Raw genomic sequence first — 19,315 nt, forward strand, 5'->3', positions numbered from 1 at the left:
GGCTTCTCCCCTACGGCGGGAGTGCCGATGTCTCCGCAGAATCCCGATCCGACGGCCCGCGACGCGGTCAAGGGGAGCCTGGCGGGGTTGCGGCAGGCCGAACTCCTGGACGAGGTCCAGGACCGGCTCGTGGAGATCGGCCAGACCAGGGACCACGTGCAAGGGCTGCTCGACGCCGTCCTGGCGGTCGGCACGGGCCTCGAACTCGACTCGACGCTGCAACGGATCGTCCAGGCCGCGGTCGACCTCGTGGGTGCCCGCTACGGCGCGTTGGGGGTGCTCGGTGCCAGGGACGACCTGTCGGAGTTCGTCCACGTCGGCATCGACGGCGACACCCGGGAGCACATGGGCCACCTGCCGGAGGGCAAAGGGCTGCTCGGCCTGCTGATCGAGGATCCCCGCGCGATCAGGCTCGCCGATCTGAGCCGGCACCCGGCCTCGGTCGGCTTTCCCGCCAACCACCCGCCGATGCACAGCTTCATCGGCGTTCCGGTGCGCGTGCGCGACGAGGTGTTCGGCAACCTCTACCTGACGGAGAAAGAGGGCGCGGCGGAGTTCACCGTCGACGACCAGGTGGTGCTCCAGGCGTTGGCCGCGGCGGCGGGCGTGGCGATCGAGAACGCCAGGCTGTTCGAGCGTTCCCGGATGCGCGAGAGGTGGGTGGAAGCCACTGCGGAGATCAACTCCGAATTGCTGGGCGGTGCCTCGGGCGAGGCCGCGCTCCGGCTCATCGCCCAGCGCACGCTGGAACTGCTCGGCGCGGACCGCGCGCTGATCGTCCTGGGCGACGACGAGCGCACGCCGCACGTCGCCGCGGCGGCGGGCATGTCGGACGAGCACGCGGTGGGAACCGATTTCGTCGTGGGCGGCTCGGCGGTGCGGGAGGTGCTGCGCTCGGGTGCGCCGAAGTTGGTCGACGACCTCGAAGAACCCCCGGGCGGTGTGCCGGCGGTGTTCGGCCCCGGTGTTGCGGTGCCCATGCGAGTGGGTGCGGCGGTGACAGGTGTGCTGGTGGCCGCGCGGCGGGCGGGCGAGGTCCCGTTCCAGCCCGACCAGGTGCCGGTGCTGGCCTACTTCGCCGACCAGGCGGCGCTCGCGCTCGAACTGGCCGACAAGCAGCGTTCACAGCGCCTGCTCGACGTGCTGGCCGACCGCGACCGCATCGCCCGGGACCTGCACGACCACGTCATCCAACGGCTGTTCAGCGCCGGCCTGAGCCTTCAGGGCACGGTGCGGAGGTCGACCGACGAGGTGGTCAAGGCCAGGGTGCGTTCGGTGGTCGAGCAACTGGACCAGACCGTCCTGGAGATCCGCACGGCCATCTTCGACCTCCAGGACGCGGCGGGCGACGCGGGTGCCGGGCTGCGGCGCAGGCTGCTCGACCTGATCGCCGGGCTGAGCGAGGACGCTCCGCTGTCGCCGGTCGTGCGGATGTCGGGGACGGTGGACAACTCGGTGTCCGACGAGATCGGCGAGCACGCGATGGCCGTCGTCGGCGAAGGGGTCAGCAACGCGCTGAGACACGCCCGCGCGACCGAACTGGTCGTGACGGTGGAAGCCACCGACGAACTGGTCATCTCGGTGGTGGACGACGGTGCGGGTCTGCCGGCCGGGATCGCGCGCAGCGGGTTGCGCAACCTGGAGCAGCGGGCGACCGGGCTCGGCGGGTCCCTCACGGTGACAGGTGAGGCGTCGGGTGGCACCCGACTGACCTGGCGGGTGCCGCTGCGTTGAGGGTTACCGGTCGTCCTGCGGCCTGCGCAGCCGGGTGGCCAGCACGGCGGCCTGGGTGCGGCGCTGCATGCCGAGCTTGGCCAGCAGGTGTGACACGTAGTTCTTGACCGTCTTCTCGGCCAGTGACATCCGCTCGGCGATCTCGCGGTTGGTCAGGCCGTCGCCGATCAGCTCCAGCACCACGTGCTCCTGATCCGACAGCGTGCGGACCGGGTCGCCCTGACCGCGTTCGCGACGGATCCGGTTCAGCAGCGCGGACGTCGTGCGAGCGTCCAGCAACGACTGCCCGGAAGCGACCGTGCGCACGGCGTGGACCAGGTCGTGGCCGAGGATCTGCTTGAGCACGAAACCCGAGGCACCGGCCATGATCGCGTCGAACAGCGCCTCGTCGTCGGCGAAGGACGTCAGCATCAGGCAGCGCAGCCCGGAGTCGCGGGAGAGGAGTTCGCGGCACAGCTCGATGCCGCTGCCGTCGGGCAGCCTGATGTCGAGCACGGCCACGTCGGGTCCGGTGGCGGGCACCCTGGTGAGCGCCTCGGTCACCGACGCCGCCTCACCGACCACCACGAGGTCGGACTCGTCGCTGAGCAGGTCCGCGATACCGCGGCGGACGATCTCGTGGTCGTCGACCAGGAACACCTTGGTCGCCATCCGCACCCCCTGGAGTCCGACGGTACTCCCCCGCCGACCCCGTGGTGCGCCCCTGCCGGGCGGGCAGGGTACGAAGACCCTGCTCAGCGCGCCGTCCGGCGCGGTGCCAGGTGACTTGGGACGGCGGCCCTCGCCTCAGGTTCTTCCTAGCGTGGGAACCACCACCCCACCGGAGGAGATCGCCATGGGCCGCAACCCGGTCGCGCCACCCGTAGTCGGCGGCGTCGACGGTTCGGCTTCCGCACTCGACGCCGTCGTCTGGGCCGCCGACGAGTGCGCCCGCCACCACGTGCCGCTGAGACTCGTGCACGGCTGCTTCCCGCCCGTCCACGGCTGCCCGAACATCATCGCGAGCGCGCGGGACGTCACCGCCGCGCTCGCCGCGCAGGGCGCGCAGTGGCTCGACGAGGCGAAGGCCGCCGCCCACGCGGTAGCTCCGGGCATCGCGATCGAGGCCGAACTCCACGCGGGTCCGGTGATGACGCTGCTGATCGCCGAGAGCGCCGGTGCCAGGACGGTCGTCCTCGGTTCACGAGGTCTCGGTGGTTTCACCGGCCTGCTGGTCGGCTCGACGGCCGTGGCGCTCTCCGCGCACGAGCGCTGCCCGCTCGTGGTCGTGCGCACCCACACCGTGGCGGACGGCCCGGTCGTGGTGGGCGTCGACGGATCACCGGCGAGCGAGTCCGCCATCGGGTTCGCCTTCGACGCGGCCTCGACGCGCGACGCGCCCTTGACCGCCGTGCTGTCGTGGAGCGGGGTTCCGGCCGAGAGCGCGCACCGGGAGGGCCGCTTCTCGATGGACTGGGCCGAGTTCGAGGACCGGCAGCGGCGGTTGCCGGTCGAGCGCTTGGCGGGAGAAGTTCCCGGACGTCGTGGTCGACCGCGTGGTCGTGCTCGACCGGCCGGTCCGCGCTCTTGTGCGCGCCGGCAGCCAGGCGAGGTTGCCGGTGGTGGGCAGTCACGGACTGGGCGGGTTCGCCGGGATGCTGCCGGGCTCGACCGGCCACGCACTGGTGCACCACGCGCCGTGCCCGGTGGCCGTGGTGCGTTCAGGCCGACGATCCCCTGACGACGGCCCCCGAAGTCCTCCGCGTGACCGGGATCTCCGACTCCGGCGCGACGACCGCGCGACGACGAACACCGCTGATGAGCCAAGGAGACCACGTCATGTCCCTCAAGCACGATGCGAAGCCCGTCCTCGGGAAGCCGATCCCGACCACGCCGGCCAGTGGGAAGGCGTTGGCCGTGCTACGGCTCGCCATGGGATTCCTGTTCTCGTGGGCGTTCCTCGACAAGCTGTTCGGCCTCGGCTACGCCACCCCGTCCGGAGGGGCGTGGATCGGCGGAGGATCACCCGCCAAGGGGTTCCTCGGGCACGTGGAGGTGGGGCCGTTCCAGTCGCCGTTGCGTGGCATGGCCGGATCGGGGTGGGTGGACTTGGCCTTCATGCTGGGCCTCGCGGGTCTCGGCGTGGCGGTGCTGCTCGGTGTCGTGCTGCGGATCTCGGCGGTCGCCGGGTCTGTGCTGATGGCGCTGATGTGGATCGCCGAGTGGCCACTCGCCCAGCACACCTCGTCCGGGGCACCGAGCGGCTCGACCAATCCGTTGATCGACTACCACGTCGTCTACGCGCTGGTGCTGATCGTCCTGGCGGTCGCCCACGCCGGGCACGTGTGGGGCCTGGGTCGGAGGTGGGCGGACCTCACGGTCGTGCGCACCCACCCCTGGCTGCGCTGACCATCCCCCACCGCGCGCTCGCCATCGATGCGCGCGTTCGGTGTGCGCCGACGGGGCACGGACGAAATTGTCACGTGCGGGGGGGTGTTTTTCCTGTGCCGCCGAACGGATCTGGTGCCACGGAGTCGAAGGGCCCTGGTGTGACAGGGCTCCGGACACTCACCGGAGGGGCTCGGGATGGGAAGGCTCGGTGATGAGCACTGGAGGAACCGATGGCGAACGACATCGATGTCCGACCGATCGTGGTGGGCGTGGACGGGTCCCCGGCGAGCCGGGCCGCGCTGAACTGGGCGGTCGTGGAGGCCGAACGCCGCCGATGCCCGGTCGAGGCGGTGCTGGCCTGGCAAGAGGACTGCGGCATGGTCATCGGTGCCATACCGTTCGGAGTTCTCGCCGCGATGACCTCGCACGGCATGGACGAGGTGGGACGCCGTGTGCTGGACGACGCGATCGCCGAGCTGCACACCGATGTCGAGGTCCGTGCGGTGCTCACGGCCGACGACCCCCGGCACGCGTTGACGCAGGCGTCGGGCAACGCGGTGCTGCTCGTCGTGGGCAGGGCGACCGCAGGCCCGATCCGCCCGGCCCTGCTCGGTTCGGTGAGCCGGTACTGCGTGCGACACGCCTCGTGCCCGGTCGTGGTGCTGCGGGATCCGGCCGAGCACGCACGGGCGGCACCGCGTCCCGCCCTGTCCGGGGCGATGCTGTGATCGGCCGCGTCCCGGACCACGTCCGCGCATCCCGGTCGACCGGGCCTGCGCCGGTGCCCTCCGCCCGATCAACCCCGCACGCGGGCACCGATGTCGTAGCCGACGCTGATGGACTGCCGCACCGATTCCGGTCGGTGGGCAAGGTCTTCGCGCGTGGACCGCGCGCCGGTGAACGAGAGGCGGCAACGTCATGAAGGCGCACGACACCAATCCGATCGTGGTCGGCATCGACGGTTCACCCGCGGCCGACCACGCGCTGCGCTGGGCCCTGGACGAGGGGATCATCCGAGGCTGTCCGGTGCACGTGGTCAACGCGTGGGACTACGAGCCGCTGGCCGACTGGTCGCAGACGGCCGCGAAGACCGCGCTGACGAGGTCCAAGGCGCTGGTGGAGGAATCCTTGCGCGCCGCTGCCGTCTGGCGACTGGATTCTCCTGTCATCGTCCGGCGGAGCCTGCGGGGCGACGCGCCCTCGGTGCTCGCCGATGCCGCGCGCGGCTCCGCGCTCCTCGTCGTCGGATCGCACGCGGGACACCCGGTGCGCGATCTGGTACTCGGCTCGACGAGCACGCAATGCCTGCTGCACGCGTCGGTGCCGGTCGTGATGATCCCGGTCAAGGCCGCGCACGCCACTCCCGCGCTCGACGTCGATCATGCCGCTGACCACGGCTGACCGGCCGGAGGTCGGCCGCCACGCCATGCGCGTCACCGAGGTGGTGCGGCTCTTGGGGACCGACTCCGGTCACGGCCTCTCCGAGACGGCCGCAGCGCGCAGACTCGTCGAGCTCGGGCCGAACACCCTGCCACCGCAGCGCCGGCCGAGCTGGCCGGTCCGGCTGCTGGCGCAGGTGAACCACCCGCTGATCTACGTGCTGCTCGCGGCCGCGACGGTGACCGCCGCCCTCGGCGAGATCGTCGACGCCTCGGTCGTGTTCGCCGTCGTGGTGGTCAACGCCGCGATCGGGTTCATCCAGGAGTTCCGGGCCGGGAAGGCGTTGGACGCGCTGGTGGCGCTGGTCCACACCGAGGCGACCGTGGTGCGCGACGGGGCGGTCTCCAAGGTGCGGTCGGACGACCTGGTGGTCGGCGACGTCGTCGTGCTGGAGGCGGGCGACAAGGTGCCCGCCGACCTGAGGATCGTGCACGTGGAGGAACTCGGGATCGACGAGTCGGCGCTGACCGGCGAATCGATGCCGGTGACCAAGGACCCGCTCACCCTGCCACCGGCCGCCGTGCTCGCGGACCGACGCGACATGGCCTACACCAGCACCCTGGTGACCACGGGCGGTGGACGTGGCGTGGTCGTCGCGACCGGTGCCGACACCGAGATCGGCCACGTGCACCGGTTGGTCACCGATACCACCACGGTGCCGACGCCGCTGACCCGCAAACTCGCCCGCTTCAGCAAGCTGCTGACGGTGGTGGTCCTCGGCCTGGCCGCGCTCAGCGTGGTGATCGGTCTGCTGCGCGGGGAACCGCTGGGGACCACGCTGACCGCGGCCGTCGCGCTGGCCGTCGGAGCCATCCCCGAGGGGCTGCCCGCCGCCGTCACGGTCACGCTCGCGATCGGCGTCGCGAGGATGGCCCGCCGCAACGCCGTCATCCGACGGCTGCCCGCCGTCGAGACACTGGGCAGCACCACGATGATCTGCACCGACAAGACCGGCACGCTCACCGCGAACGAGATGACCGTGCGAACTGCGGTGGTGGCCGGTCGCCACCACGACCTGACCGGGATCGGCTACGACCCGGACGGCCGGATCCTCCCGCCCGCCGACGCCGCGCTGCGTGAGTGCCTGCTGGCGGGCCTCGCGTGCAACGACGCCCGGATCGTTCGCGAGAGCGGGAAGTGGACAGCGGTCGGCGACCCCACCGAGGCCGCGCTCGTCGTGTCCGCCCGCAAGGCCGGCCTCGGCCCGCAGGACGTGCCCGACCGGATCGACGTCCTGCCGTTCACCGCCGAGCGCCGCTACATGGCGACGCTGCACCCCGGTGGACTGGTGTACCTCAAGGGCGCGGTGGAGCGGATCGCCGAACTGGCGGGGACCTCGGCGGACGCGGCTGCCGCCGAGCTCGCGAACACCGGTCTGCGCGTGCTCGCGCTCGCCTCCGCGCAGTTGCCCGAAGACACCGGACTGACGGAGGAATCGTTGCGCGGCAGAGTGGTCGTGCTCGGTCTCCAGGCGATGCAGGATCCGCCGCGCCCGGAGGCCGTCGAGGCCGTGCGGGCCTGCCGCGAGGCGGGGATCGAGGTCCGGATGATCACCGGGGACCACCCGGACACCGCCCGTGCGATCGCCGCGCACTTCGACATCCCCGCCGACGCCGTGCACGCGAGGGTGTCGCCTGAGGAGAAGCTCCGGTTGGTCACGCGGTTCCAGGCCGAGGGCCACGTCGTGGCGATGACCGGCGACGGGGTGAACGACGCGCCCGCGTTGCGGCGTGCGGACATCGGTGTCGCGATGGGCGGCGGGGGGACGGAGGTCGCGAAACAGGCCGCGGACATGGTGCTGGCCGACGACGACTTCTCCACGATCCGGGCCGCGGTGGAGGAAGGGCGGTCGGTCTTCGACAACCTGCGCAAGTTCATCATCTGGACCCTGCCGACGAACATGGCCGAGGGACTGGTGATCCTCGCCGCGGTCGTGGCCGGCACCGCGTTGCCGATCCTGCCGGTGCAGATCCTGTGGATCAACATGACCACCGCCGTCGCGCTGGGGTTGACCCTGGCGTTCGAGCCGCGCGAACCGGACGTGATGCGCCGGCCGCCGCTACCACCGTCCCTGCCGTTGCTGACCGGCGAGGTGGTGAAGCGGATCGTGTTCGTGTCGACGATCCTGCTCGCCGGGGCGTTCGCCGCGTTCCACTGGCAGCTCACCTCGGGCGCGTCGCCGGAGCAGGCTCGCACCGTCGCGGTGAACGCGTTCGTGGCCGCACAGATCGCCTACCTGATCAGCTGCCGATCACTGGACGACCTCCGTCCACGGGCCGGGTTCCTGGGCAACCCCTGGCTGGCGGCCGGCATCGGCACGACCGTCGTGCTGCAACTGCTGTTCACCTACACCCCGACGATGAACACCCTCTTCCACACCGCGCCGATCGGGTGGAGCGCCTGGGCGTTCATCGCCGTGCTGACCGCCCTCGCCTACGCGCTCGTGGAACTGGACAAGTGGCGGCAACGACGCGCGAAGACCCGCATCGCCACCGCGTCCCCCAAGTGAAGCCACGCCGGCGCAGGTCACCCCCGGCCCTGTCGACGGCCCGCTGGACAGCGGTCGGGGGTGACGGAGGGTGGTACTCGGAATGGCACGGGCACTCGTGGTCTACGAATCGATGTTCGGCAACACCAGGGCGGTCGCCGAGACGATCGGTGCGGTCTTGGCGGGAGAGCGTGCGGTGGACGTCGTCGAGGTCGCCACGGCACCGGACGTGTTGCCGGAGGACGTCGACCTGGTGGTGGTGGGCGCGCCGACCCACGTCTTCGGCCTCAGCCGGGCGAGCACCCGCACCTCCGCCGCCGGCCGTGCTCCCGGTGGACTGGTCTCCACGGGCAGAGGGGTGCGGGAGTGGTTGGACATCCTGCCCGCCGCCGGGTCCGGGGTCCTGGTGTACGCGTTCGACACGAAGGTCAAGGTGGGATGGCTGCCCGGGTCGGCGGCGAAGGCGATCGCCAAGCACCTGCGCCGCCTGCGCTACACCGTCCCGGCCCTCACGTCGTTCTACGTCACCGGAACCCCGGACCACTGGTCGACGGCGAACTGGACCGCGCCGTGGCGTGGGCGCGGGGACTGCGCGCCGCGAGCCGGGCGTGACCGTGGTGCCCCGGCGGCGTCTGCGAGTAAAGGCACTGGCGCTGAACGAGCGACTCCTCGAAGTCCTCACTGCCGCGAGGAACGTCCGGCAGCGCGCCGGCACGTCCCCGAAGCGGACACCCGCCCACCGCCGGGGTTTCGATCATCACACCGTCTCGGCACGCCCGAAATGGATCTCCCGACCTCCGGCCGCCGCGATCTCTCGGACCTCCTCCGGAGAGTTGGAACCATGAGACGTACTTCCCGGGTTTCAGCCCCGGCCGCGCTGACAGCGAGTATTGCCGTCGTCGTCCCGGTTTCCGCGAACGCGGTGGCGGTCACTCCAGCCATTGGGCACTGCCACAGGCTTCGCGGTGCTCGGCACCACGACCGTGAACAACACCGGTGCGAGCGTGATCACCGGTGAGCTGGGGTCAGTCCCGGGTTGTCGGTGGTCGGATTCCCGCCTGGGGTGGTCGACGGGACCCATCCACGCCGATGATCCGGCGGCGACCCAAGCCCAGGGCGACGTCGCCACGGCCTATGCCTTCACCACCGCGCAGTCCTGCGATCAGGACTTCAGCGGCCAGGACCTGGGCGACCTGACCTTGCCCCCCGGCGTGCGCTGCCTCGCTTCCACTGCTCAGCCGACCGGCACGCCTAGGCTCGACGCGCAGGGGAACCCGTGCGGCCTGGCTCTTCCAGGTGACCAGCTCGCTCACCACCGCGAGCAACTCCGCGGTCGTGCTGATCAACGGCGCGGTCACCTTGGACGCCAACAGCGTGAGCACCTGCGCCGCCTCCGGCGAAGGCGAGCCCGACCCCCTCCGGCTCCGTCCCATCGGGCGGCGACATCTCCGACACCGTCCGGGTGATTGGCGCACCCGGAACCGTGACCGTCACTCGTGACTGGCGCGGCCGGCATCTGCAACTGGGTCGCGACCTACTCCGGCGACGCGAACAACAGCACCGCGCTCTCGCCGTGCGGCAGCGAAACCGTGATCGTCACCGCGCAGACGCTGACCGACTCCCTTGATCACCGTGCAGCCGACACCGGCCACCGGCTTCGTCTCCACCACCGCGTCGGTCGCGGACACCACCGTGGGCGTCCATCGCCTACCTCAAGGTCGGCGGCACCGATGACGGCCTGGGCGTCAACGCGATCCGCAGCACCGTCGACACACTCGACCTGGCCGCTGTCGACATCACCATCGCGTCGTCCGGGAACGACATCGACGGATGTCCGTGAAATTGTTCGGCAGAACGGGTAAATAAAAGAAAAGTGGAAGATCGACGTTTGACCAGGTTTTCTCGCAATGGGATGACAGCCAGCCGATTTCGTTGTCAACGTCTCCGGGAAAGCGCAGAGTTGCCGTGGGTCCGCGAACCTCTTCCGGTTCGGAGCGACGACTCGACCATTCACGGAGATATGGGGACAAGTCATGGGATCGACCACGCACAACACCACGGCGGTGCGCGTCCGACGTGCTCTGATCGGGCTGGGCACAGCAGCCGGGTTCGCCCTGGTGGCCCCCGGTGCCGCCCACGCCGCCGATCCGGCCGGTTGCGTCCGGACCGGTGAGAACGTGACCTGCACGGCGGGTGTCCCGGCCGGTCAGACCCTGCTGGGCACGGCCAACGCCAACATCGTCACCATCACCGGCGGCCCGGTCGCGGGCACCATCAGCACGTTGGCCGGCAACGACACCATCATCATCACCGGCACGGCCGGCATCGGCGGGGCGACAGGTCCGCCCGGCGCGAACGGCACGGCGGGCACCCCGGCGGGCACGGCCGGCGGCAACGGCGGCGTCGGCACCTCCGGCGGCGTCGCCATCGGCAGCACCGGTCTCGTCGACGGTGGTGACGGCACCGACCAGATCACGGTCGTCGGCGGTGCCGGTGGCAACGGGGGTACCGGCGGTGTCGGTGGAGCCGGGCTGAACAGCGGCGCGGGCGGTGCCGGCGGCAACGGTGGCGTCGGCGGCGTCGGCGGGGTCGCCAACACCGGGACCGTCACCGGGGCGGTCGGCAACGACACCGTCACGGCCACCGGAGGCAAGGGTGGCGTCGGCGGCGTCGGCGGGCTGGGCGGCAAGGGCGGTGCCACGGCAGGCGGTGCGGGTGCCGGCGGTATCGGTGGCGCTGCGGGAGTAGGCGGTGTCGGCAACTCCGGGACCGTCAACGGCGGCACCACGGATGCCGGCGTCGACAACATCACCACGATCGGCGGTGCCGGCGGTGCGGGTTCCTCCGGCGGTGTCGGTGGCTGCGGTAGTGGCGGTGGTGCCGGCGGCGTGGGTGGTGCCGGTGGCGCGGGCGGCATCGGCAACGGGGGCACCGTCAACGGCGGTGCCGGGGCCGACACCCTCAAGACGACCGGTGGTCTCGGCGGCAACGGCGGGCTGGGAGCCAAGGGCGGCAACGGCCTGAGCGCCACGCAGCCCGGCGGCGCGGGTGGCGTCGGCGGTGCGGGTGGTGCCGGTGGCGGCGGCAACTCCGGGAACGTCAACGGCGAAGCCGACAACGACATCATCACCACGACCGGCGGCAACGGCGGCAACGGCGCGGCCGGCGGCAACGGCGGCACCGGGTGTTCCGGTCCCGGCGGTGCGGGTGGCCTGGCCGGTGCCGCAGGTGCGGCCGGCACGGGCAATGCGGGAACTGTCAACGGCGGTACCGGTGTCAACACCATCACCAGTCCCAACGGCAATTCCGGTCTGGCCGGCTCCAATGGCGTGGCCGGTGTCAACAACGGTGGCGTCTGCACCTGCTGATCGGTAGCGGCAGCCTTCGTCACGAAGGGCCGGTGTCCCTGGTTGTGCCAGGAGCACCGGCCCGACGCGTGATCGGACCCGACCGGCCGGTCTCCTGAGTCAGGAGTTCTGTTCATACGTGGGCTGGGGTTGATGGCGCGCACCGGGCGGGCGAAGGCCGAGTTGGTGTTGACCCACGACGAGCGGGCGGCGCTGGAGGGGTGGGTGCGTCGTCGGTCGACGCCGCAGGCGTGGGCGTCGCGGTGCCGGATCGTCCTGGCGTGCGCGGAGGGCGCGACGACCAAGGACGTGGCCGCGCGGTTGGGGTCCACCCCGCACGCGGCGGGGCGGTGGCGGGCGAGGTTCCTGGAGTACGGGTCGCGGGGCTGGGCGACATGCCCCGGTCAGGCGGACCGCGCAGGATCGACGACGGGCAGGTCGCCGGACTGATTGCCGCGACGCTGGAACGCAAGCCCGACAACGCCACCCACTGGTCCACCCGGTCGATGGCCGAACACACCGGGCTGTCGCAGTCCACGGTGTCGTGGATCTGGCGGGCGTTCGGCCTGCGACCGCATCGCAGCGAGACGTTCACGCTGTGACCGGTCGCAGCCGGTGCTGCCGATGACGCCCGCAGTGCCCGAAAGACAGACCTCCGACTACGTCCGGCACGGGACAACGACCCTGTTCGTCGCGCTCGACATCGCCACCGGCAAGGTGATCGACTCGCTCGAACGACGACACCGCGCCGAGGAATTCAGGGCATTTCTGTCCACACTGGAGGTTCTGGCAGGGCTGGAGGTGCATCTGGTCTGTGACAACTACGTCACCCACAAGACCCCGGCGGTCAAACGGTAGCTGGTCTCGCATCCCAGGTTCCACCTGCACTTCACCACACCCGCCTGATATCTAAACAGAATTCCCGACTCAAAAAACCAGCGGACCTGCCTCCTGGCGTGGGACCGGGCGACGACGTCCACTCCCCTGCGACAACGACCTGGACGATCAACCCGGCCGGGCGCGGGCGCTGTCCAGAGGCCGGCGGGCGCGTGGGCGGGCAGCGGGCCGGTGTGGTCGTCGAGCCGGTCGGCGAGACCCGGTTGGACGAACGGCATTTGGCGAGTCGTGCTGTCGAACGCCACGATGGCGTTGCCGTCGAGCGGCGGTCGCCGGGCGTGACCTGGTGACCCGACCACGATGTGCCGGGCCGGATTGTCCGAGGTGCCGAGAGGAGGGCAGGTCGCGGCAGCCGGCCCGGGATGTGGACTTCGCCCACCCCGCGAGCGCCGCCGAGCGCTGGCGACGACCGAGGGAGCACCCGATCGACACCCGCGAGTTCCAGGCGATGTTCGGCGACGGAGTCGTCCGGGTGCTCCTGAACTGGCAACGCCTGCGCGAGCCCGAGTTCTGCGTGCGCCAGTCGTTCAGCCGCTCGGTGGAGCACCTGGGCAACCTGTTCACGGTGTGGTACTCCGGTGCCGACGGACGTGCGGTCGACTGGTCCGAGGAGGGCGCTCGTCCGATGCGGGTACGCGAGGCAGCGGCCAACGAGAGGAGTTGGTCCACGCGCCGGGCCGGACAGCTCGCGGATCTGGAGGAGCGGTTTCGTCGTGAGGAGCTGCCGGTGCAGCTCGTGCTGCCCGCCTACGCGGTCGGCGGCGACGACTTGGTGATCATCGACGGCACTCACCGGTCGGTGGCCGCTTACCGCGCCGACGTCCCGGTCCGCCTGATGCTCGTCGGGCTGCACGGCCCTCTCGATGCGGACGTGTTGCCGGACCTGCGCCACCACCTGGGCGCATAGCCCAGGCCGGAGCCGCCCGGACGGCAGCGGTGTCCGGCGGAGCGCTACTGCGCGGCGGGACGGGGAGCCGGGTGCCCGACGTGACCGCGTCACCGTCTCCGCGCGAGCTCTCGCAGCCGGCCGGCGCGTTCGGAAAGCCGATCGGCCTGCTCCGCCCGGCCCTGCGCCCTGGACAGCGCGGCCAGGTCCAGGAGGGCGGGTGCGGCGCGTGGGTAGTCGACGCCGTAGCGCTCGACGAGAATCCGCAGCGCCGCCTCCAGTGCTTCCTCCGCTTCGGGGAACTGCCCGGCCTGGTAGTGGTCCTCGCCCAGGCGTCTCAGGGCCTCCGCGTTGTAGGGGTGGTCCGGACCGTAGGTCCTGGTGAAGATCTCCCATGCCCGACGGTGGAGCGACATGGCCTCGCCGGTGCGCCCCAGCGCGCGCAAGACGTCGCCGAGGACGTTGAACCCGGTCGCGGTGTTCGGGTGGTCCGCCTGCCACCGCTCCAGCCCCTCGACGCCCTCGACCGCCTCCGCCTCGGCTTCCCGGGACTGTCCGTCGTGGAGCATTATCCTGGCCAGGCCGACCCGGTTGCGGGCCACGGCCATGGACCGGTGGCCGAATCGCCTGACGAGCAGGTCGCGCGCTTTCTCCTGGTGGCGTCGCGCCACGTTCACCGCACCCAGCTCCAGCGCCACCATCGCGACGAGTTCGTGGGCGTGCGCGGCGGACGCTCCTTCGAGGTCGTCGACCTCGATCGTCGCCAGCGCCGACACGTACAGATCGAGCGCCTTCGTGATCCGCCCCTGTCGCCAGTTCACGGTCCCCAGCCCGAGCTGGGCCTTCCAGACCAGCGGTGTGCCGTCGCCCTGGGTCGCCAGGGCGACGGACAGCGCCCGGGTCGCGAGGCCGTGGGCCCCGTCGAGGTCGGCCTGTTCCATCACGATGCCCGTGAGGCGCAGCAAGGGGTTCAGGGCCTCGAACGAGTCGCCTCCGTGCAAATCGGTCATGATCTGCAACGCGCGTTCGGTCCGGTCCCGGGCGTCGGGCAGCTCGGCCAGTCCGAAATGCGCTTGTCCACTGGCCGTGAGCAGCTCTGCCAGCGCGGTGGTGGGTTTGTCGCCCAGCATGCGGTGGGCCCGGTCGAGCAGATCGAGCGCCTGGCGTTCCTGTTGGCCTTCGGCAAGGTGCGCACCGCACCGCAGCAGCAGCGAGGCCAGCTCGCCCTGCGCGACACCGAAGTGGTGGAAGTGCCGGACGGCCATCGCGTGCGGCAGCCACCGCGTGCACTCCGGGTAGGCCCGGACATCGAGCGGGTCGGCGGGGAACAACGCGGCGACAACCCGGATGACCTCGGCGGCGAGTGAGCGGAACTCGTCGGGCCGCTCGTGCTCCATCCTGTCCCGTGCCACGGTCTGGACGAGGCGGTGCACGGTGAGCGTGTGCTCGTCCACGTCCAGCAGCGAGTACCGGCGGAGGACTTCGACCACCCGTCCGTACGCGAGGGGATCGGCCGCGACGGCACCCAGGCTCGTCGAGAACGCGGAAGCGTTGTCGCTGAACAGGGACCGGGGTATGCCATCAGGAGCGAGGAAGGAGCACGCGACGAGGAGCTGTTCGGCCGCCGGGCTGTGCTCGCGCACGTGCCCGAGCGCCAGGCCCAGCGTCGCCGCGATCGTCGTGCTCTGCTCCCGCCTGGATTCGTCGACGTCGACCGCGAGCATCTCGGGGAGCCGCCGCCGCAAGAGCTCCAGGTACTCGTGCAGCGAGCAACGTGTGCTGGCGACGTACCCGGCGGCCTGGTCGAGGGCGAGCGGCAGGTGGCCGAGCTCGCGGGCGATCGCGCGGATCTCGCTCTCGGTCTCGGCTTCGGCCCGCCAGTCGAAGCGCTTGCGCAGGAACGTGACCGAGTCCTCGGCGTCGAGGACGTCCAAGCGCAGTTCGCGGAGGGCGAGGTTCCGCCAGCCGAGGTTCCGGTTGCTGGTGATCAGCACGTGGCCGTCCTCGCCCGGCCAGTAGCGGTGCAGCACGTCGCGGTCCACGGCGTTGTCGAAGATGACCAGCCACCGGTCGAGCTCGGCGAGTTTCTGGCGCAGCCCGACGAGCATCGCCTGCGGGCTCTCGGTGTCCAGCACGCCCAACTGGTGGGCCAGTGACGTGAGGTCACTGCTGATGGTGGACGGCTCCTCGGCGATGACCCGCCAGACCAGGTCGTAGTGACAGCGGTAGCGGTGAGCGTATTCCAGCGCGGTCTGCGACTTGCCGACGCCGCTCATCCCCAGCAGCACGCACCCGCCGACCTGCGGGCCGTCGCGCAACAGCCAGTCGGCCATCGTGTCGAGCGACGCGATCCGGCCGGTGAAGTCCGGGTTGCGGGGCGGGAGGTTGTTGACCCCGGGGCCCCTGCCGGGATAGGCGGCCCCGACCGTGTCCGGACCTGGCAACTCCTCGTGCGGCCAGTCCCTGCGGGAAAGCCCGGCTGCCAGGCCGGCCAGTGCCTCGGCGTGGGAGTCGCTGCGGCGGATGGTGCTGTCGACGGGCACGGGAGCCGACGCGCCATCGACCTGGACGACCAACGTGCGCTCCCGTCCAGCCGGGTCCTGGAGCAGGCGCTGCGCCCATCCCCCGCTGTAGTAGGGAGATCGGACCGAGAGCGGGGAGTAGATCAGCACGATCCGGTCGCCACCCGCCAACAGCGCGTCGCGGTGGCGATCGAGGTCCTCGCCCGCCACGAACCGCCAGTTCTGCCTCTCGGCGGCGTATCCGAGCTCGCGCAGCACCGCACGAACCCATTCCGCCCAAGTGCGGTCACCACCGACCGCGCACACCAGTACCCGCCCGCCAGGCATCACCGGGGTGTCGACCTGCGCCACGTGCAGATGAACGCCCCCGTGGACGGCACCGGCCTGTACGACGTTCCCCGCCGCCCCTGACCACTCGTTGCCTCTTGGCGGGTCAGCGACAGCCACGCCCCACGCTCCGTCACCACACGGTCGTTACGTGCTGCCGAGTATGCACTCACCACCCCCCTCGGGCAGCCGCCGTTCGGGGCGGGATGCCGCGCGATCCCCGTCAACTTCCGCCTATACCGTCATCCGACGTGTTCTGCGCGCCTCCAGCGGTGCGCCTGCACGCAAAATCTGCGGCTCCCGCCGAATACGGGCTGACAGGGTTTCCGCCCACCTCGGGCAACCTTCCTTCGGCCGCCCACCAGAACGACACCGTTCTCTACGCGTGCGGCTCCAAGCCCAACTGCGTCAAGAACACGGCTCCCCAGGACGCCACCGGCCGCAGTGCTTCGACGGCGCGGGAAGGTCGGGCGAACCGCGCCCCTGCCGTAGCGGTGACGACGAGGGCGGAGCCCTGGCGGGAATATGAGGCAACAGTTCACTCATTCGGGAACGCGCTGACCGTAGTTCGAAGGATGGTATTTCGCCTGGCCGCTGCTTCGATGCCGATGCGGTGCCGTGGTGGAGCGGAACGCGTTGCGTCAGGTCGCGTCGAGGACGCCCGTCCCTCTCACCGCCAGGGCGACACCGCACCGCACGAGCTTCCCGACACTGCGTCGGCGACTGGTCAGTGAGTCGTCGGGTTGGCGGGCACGTCGGCGCAGGTGGCCGCAGCCCCCACCCCAACCGGTGTACCTGGTGGGGGTGGGGGACTTCGCGGTCCTGGCCGACGGTGGCGAACCTGTGGCCGCGCGTGGCAAACGGGCGTCGGTCGTTTGAACGATGCCCGCCGGGAGTCGGGCCTCCTAGCGTGGGACGAGTCGACAGGGGGACGCGGTTCGTCGGTAGACGACGGCGTGCCACTGTTGCGGCCTTGCGAGGGGGGAGCACCTTGCGCAAGGAGATCGTGTCGATGTCCCGGCGCGGCCGGTGGTTCCGTCCCCCGGAGCCGTCCCGCCGGGACTTCGGCATCCGGACGGAACCGTCCGCGCGTGTGCTTCGACGCCGGCGGACTGTCCCGTGAACTCGGGGAGGAAAAACCCTTGCGCAAAATCCTTGCCCCCGTCGCCGCACTGATTCTGGGCGCGGCCGGTGTCACCCTCACCGCCGCGCCGGCCGAGGCCGCAGTCGGGGACGTGCCGGCGGACTGCTCCGTGGACGCGCCCGCCTACCGCTCGGACGGCCAGCGCCTCGTCTACGGGTACGCCGCCGGCAAGACCAGCGTCACGTCGTACCAGGACGACACGCTGAGCTGGGTGCCGTCCGCCCTGCACGCGATCCACAGAGCCGGCGAGGTCGGCCGGCTCACCACCGTCGACGTGGCCGCGCATCCCACCGACGGATACCTGTACCAGATCGACCGCCAGGCCCAGTTGACCGACGGCGTGTGGAAGGTGACCAGCAAGACCGCGACACGAATGGCCCCGGGTTTCGCCGACACCCGGCTCCTCGCCGGCGGCGGCCGTTACGTGTTCCGAGTTGCTGGCAGCTCCCTCTACGCCTACACCGTGTCCTGGTCGGACAGCGGACGGTATGCCGTCTCCGCGCCGCTCACGCTGCGCACGACCGGGTGGGACTCGGTCAGGACACTGGACTTCGCCCGCACCGAGGACACGGGCGACGCGGTGGTCGACGTGCTGATCGGGACCAAGAGCAACGGAGAGCTGAAGGAGTGGCGGGTGAACCGGGCTACGCCGACGACGATCGACTCGACCACCCTGCGCACCAGCGGATGGTCCGGGTTCAGCACCCTGACCATCGGGTGGTGGTGCGCGGAGCACCGGAGCGGGCGGCCCCTGCTCGGCATCACCCCGGCCGGGACCGCGTCGGTGTACTTCGACGCCAACGCCCGCGACGCAAACGGCGTCGACATCAAGGGCGGCTCGCTCGGCTCGCTCGGCTGGACCGCGAAATCCTACGGCTGGTAACCACCGTCGCCCACTCTTGACCGTGACAAAGACACAGGCCGCGGACCTCAGGGTCCGCGGCCTGTCACATCGCGTGTGGACCGGGCCGATCCCCTCGCCCCGCTTCAACACCGCCGTCGAACCGATCGGCCGGTTCCTCCAGGTCGCCCAGCGAGCGGCGGAAAGGCGGGGTGGAGAGGACTCCGGTGGGTCGGTTGTCGTGGGCCGGCACCGGCGACCCCGCAGGATAGCGCGAGGTTTCCCGATGACCGGTACGCGGCGCGTGGTAGCCAGACCGCGCCGGTACCGGGGTGGGCCGGCGGCATCCGGACCGACCGCGACACCGGGAACCGGTTGACACACCCCTCCCCCGCGTCGCACCGAGCGCGTCATTCGCCTGTGTCGGCGCGGCTGGAGTTGTGAGAGAGCGTCCGCCTGCCGCACCCGGAGTATGCGGTGCTTGCGAGGACACGGTGGTGAACCGGCGTCGTCTGATGATGCGGTTCGTGGAGTTCGCAGGCGTCCAGCCCGCCAGCAACCTCGTCCGTCTGACCGTCGAGACGTCCTGCACGACGGCGAGGACGTCCTCATCCGCCTCGGCGACCCGCCGCTGCTCGTTCCCGAGCCCATCGGTCAACTCCTGCTGCACCTCGCCGACCAGCACACCGCTCTCGACCGTGCCAACAGCCGGTGGTTCTTCCCCGGAACACGGCGAAGTTCCGCCTCTCGCAAGAGGACCATCAACCCGGGTTGCACCCATGATCAACCGGGGTGCCGGTCAACGGCCGAACCGCGTAAACACAAGCTTCGTGCCGGCGCAGGTGACCGGGATCGGCATCCGGTTCGCGTCGAGCGCCGGCACATCGTGGTGTTCAAGGATCACGACATCACGGCTGTCACGGACCCACGTGCGGGCATGGTGCTCAGCCGGGCGCTGTACCTGTCGCTCCAGAACCGTCACGACACCCGGCTGCTGATCGAGAACGTCGACGGCCTGAGCGACCGGGGGTCGAGGACCGCGACGACTTGGAGGAGTTGGCGCTCGGGTCGTCCGGCGTGGCGTCGGCCCTGCACATCCTGGAGGCCGTGGCGGTCGCGGGGCGGGACTGGATTACCGAGGACCCCATTGTTGCCGAACATTGGTCGGGTGCGCGTCGCAGGCAGGCGACGGTGCGGAAAGCACCGGTATCGAGGTCGCGATCGTCAAGATCGACTATAGATGCCGAGCCGCGCTCCCGCGAGCCGCGCGCCGCCCCGACTTCGGACTCGAAAAATCACTGCACCGTCCGGAGCAACCC

Annotated in this window: 15 protein-coding genes and 3 pseudogenes; 15 read left to right on the top strand and 3 right to left on the bottom strand. The window is 70.8% G+C overall.

The window, feature by feature from the left end:
• Positions 1 to 27: 27 nt before the first annotated feature.
• Positions 28 to 1,734 carry a GAF domain-containing protein gene (locus AB0G01_RS22885; protein ID WP_360948640.1) on the top strand — a complete coding sequence of 569 codons (1,707 nt, stop codon included), beginning with the start codon at positions 28 to 30 and terminating at the stop codon, positions 1,732 to 1,734.
• A gap of 3 nt (positions 1,735 to 1,737) precedes the next feature.
• Here the strand turns inward: AB0G01_RS22885 and AB0G01_RS22890 are convergent, their stop codons facing one another.
• Positions 1,738 to 2,385, bottom strand: coding sequence for a response regulator transcription factor (locus tag AB0G01_RS22890; protein WP_360948644.1), 648 nt, complete (start codon positions 2,383 to 2,385; stop codon positions 1,738 to 1,740).
• 184 nt (positions 2,386 to 2,569) lie between these two features.
• Here AB0G01_RS22890 and AB0G01_RS22895 point away from each other — a divergent pair.
• The 13 genes and pseudogenes from AB0G01_RS22895 to AB0G01_RS22955 form a co-directional block, all read left to right on the top strand.
• Positions 2,570 to 3,142 (top strand): annotated as a pseudogene (locus AB0G01_RS22895) (universal stress protein); the annotation flags it as partial.
• Positions 3,143 to 3,275: 133 nt separating this feature from the next.
• A pseudogene (locus AB0G01_RS22900) lies at positions 3,276 to 3,374 on the top strand (universal stress protein); the annotation flags it as partial.
• Between the two features lie 178 nt (positions 3,375 to 3,552).
• The gene (locus AB0G01_RS22905) at positions 3,553 to 4,122 is read left to right on the top strand and encodes a hypothetical protein (protein ID WP_360948646.1); all 570 of its coding nucleotides are present in this window, start codon (positions 3,553 to 3,555) and stop codon (positions 4,120 to 4,122) included.
• A 212-nt stretch (positions 4,123 to 4,334) separates the two neighbouring features.
• Positions 4,335 to 4,832, top strand: coding sequence for a universal stress protein (locus tag AB0G01_RS22910; protein WP_360948648.1), 498 nt, complete (start codon positions 4,335 to 4,337; stop codon positions 4,830 to 4,832).
• Between the two features lie 190 nt (positions 4,833 to 5,022).
• Entirely contained in the window at positions 5,023 to 5,505 is a 483-nt protein-coding gene (locus AB0G01_RS22915) for a universal stress protein (RefSeq protein ID WP_360948650.1), read from the top strand.
• Complete coding sequence (locus tag AB0G01_RS22920) at positions 5,486 to 8,053, top strand: HAD-IC family P-type ATPase (protein ID WP_360948652.1); 2,568 nt, start codon at positions 5,486 to 5,488, stop codon at positions 8,051 to 8,053. Before AB0G01_RS22915 ends, AB0G01_RS22920 begins: the two co-directional genes overlap by 20 nt.
• Before the next feature lie 112 nt (positions 8,054 to 8,165).
• The gene (locus AB0G01_RS22925; protein WP_360948716.1) at positions 8,166 to 9,050 is read left to right on the top strand and encodes a hypothetical protein; all 885 of its coding nucleotides are present in this window, start codon (positions 8,166 to 8,168) and stop codon (positions 9,048 to 9,050) included.
• Entirely contained in the window at positions 9,037 to 9,498 is a 462-nt protein-coding gene (locus tag AB0G01_RS22930; protein WP_360948654.1) for an ice-binding family protein, read from the top strand. Before AB0G01_RS22925 ends, AB0G01_RS22930 begins: the two co-directional genes overlap by 14 nt.
• A gap of 567 nt (positions 9,499 to 10,065) precedes the next feature.
• The gene (locus AB0G01_RS22935) at positions 10,066 to 11,400 is read left to right on the top strand and encodes a hypothetical protein (RefSeq protein ID WP_360948656.1); all 1,335 of its coding nucleotides are present in this window, start codon (positions 10,066 to 10,068) and stop codon (positions 11,398 to 11,400) included.
• Positions 11,401 to 11,532: 132 nt separating this feature from the next.
• Positions 11,533 to 11,829, top strand: a complete 297-nt coding sequence (locus AB0G01_RS22940) for a helix-turn-helix domain-containing protein (RefSeq protein WP_360948658.1) — start codon at positions 11,533 to 11,535, stop codon at positions 11,827 to 11,829.
• A pseudogene (locus AB0G01_RS22945) lies at positions 11,802 to 11,873 on the top strand (hypothetical protein); the annotation flags it as partial. The gene AB0G01_RS22940 and the pseudogene AB0G01_RS22945, both read left to right, overlap by 28 nt.
• 130 nt (positions 11,874 to 12,003) lie before the next feature.
• Positions 12,004 to 12,237 carry a hypothetical protein gene (locus AB0G01_RS22950; protein ID WP_360948660.1) on the top strand — a complete coding sequence of 78 codons (234 nt, stop codon included), beginning with the start codon at positions 12,004 to 12,006 and terminating at the stop codon, positions 12,235 to 12,237.
• A 403-nt stretch (positions 12,238 to 12,640) separates the two neighbouring features.
• Entirely contained in the window at positions 12,641 to 13,183 is a 543-nt protein-coding gene (locus AB0G01_RS22955; protein ID WP_360948662.1) for a hypothetical protein, read from the top strand.
• Positions 13,184 to 13,272: 89 nt separating this feature from the next.
• On the opposite strand, the gene fxsT is transcribed toward AB0G01_RS22955, so the two are convergent.
• Positions 13,273 to 16,011: an FxSxx-COOH system tetratricopeptide repeat protein gene (gene fxsT / locus AB0G01_RS22960; protein WP_360948718.1), complete on the bottom strand. Its 2,739-nt coding sequence runs from the start codon at positions 16,009 to 16,011 to the stop codon at positions 13,273 to 13,275.
• A gap of 1,142 nt (positions 16,012 to 17,153) precedes the next feature.
• Here fxsT and AB0G01_RS22965 point away from each other — a divergent pair.
• A complete protein-coding gene (locus AB0G01_RS22965; protein ID WP_360948664.1) occupies positions 17,154 to 18,038 on the top strand; it encodes a hypothetical protein in 885 nt (294 codons plus the stop codon).
• 757 nt (positions 18,039 to 18,795) lie between these two features.
• On the opposite strand, the gene AB0G01_RS22970 is transcribed toward AB0G01_RS22965, so the two are convergent.
• Entirely contained in the window at positions 18,796 to 18,978 is a 183-nt protein-coding gene (locus AB0G01_RS22970) for a hypothetical protein (RefSeq protein ID WP_360948666.1), read from the bottom strand.
• Positions 18,979 to 19,315: the final 337 nt, after the last annotated feature.

Origin of the sequence: Actinosynnema sp. NPDC023587, assembly GCF_040640215.1 — a bacterium.
Classification (GTDB): domain Bacteria; phylum Actinomycetota; class Actinomycetes; order Mycobacteriales; family Pseudonocardiaceae; genus Actinosynnema.

Bases quoted from the DNA above. Each gene is read 5' to 3' on its own strand.
- AB0G01_RS22940 (WP_360948658.1), top strand. From the start codon at position 11,533: ATGGCGCGCACCGGGCGGGCGAAGGCCGAGTTGGTGTTGACCCACGAC.
- fxsT (WP_360948718.1), bottom strand. From the start codon at position 16,011: ATGCCTGGCGGGCGGGTACTGGTGTGCGCGGTCGGTGGTGACCGCACT.
- AB0G01_RS22890 (WP_360948644.1), bottom strand. From the start codon at position 2,385: ATGGCGACCAAGGTGTTCCTGGTCGACGACCACGAGATCGTCCGCCGC.
- AB0G01_RS22910 (WP_360948648.1), top strand. From the start codon at position 4,335: ATGGCGAACGACATCGATGTCCGACCGATCGTGGTGGGCGTGGACGGG.
- AB0G01_RS22920 (WP_360948652.1), top strand. From the start codon at position 5,486: ATGCCGCTGACCACGGCTGACCGGCCGGAGGTCGGCCGCCACGCCATG.
- AB0G01_RS22905 (WP_360948646.1), top strand. From the start codon at position 3,553: ATGTCCCTCAAGCACGATGCGAAGCCCGTCCTCGGGAAGCCGATCCCG.
- AB0G01_RS22885 (WP_360948640.1), top strand. From the start codon at position 28: ATGTCTCCGCAGAATCCCGATCCGACGGCCCGCGACGCGGTCAAGGGG.
- AB0G01_RS22925 (WP_360948716.1), top strand. From the start codon at position 8,166: ATGTTCGGCAACACCAGGGCGGTCGCCGAGACGATCGGTGCGGTCTTG.
- AB0G01_RS22915 (WP_360948650.1), top strand. From the start codon at position 5,023: ATGAAGGCGCACGACACCAATCCGATCGTGGTCGGCATCGACGGTTCA.
- AB0G01_RS22935 (WP_360948656.1), top strand. From the start codon at position 10,066: ATGGGATCGACCACGCACAACACCACGGCGGTGCGCGTCCGACGTGCT.
- AB0G01_RS22950 (WP_360948660.1), top strand. From the start codon at position 12,004: ATGACGCCCGCAGTGCCCGAAAGACAGACCTCCGACTACGTCCGGCAC.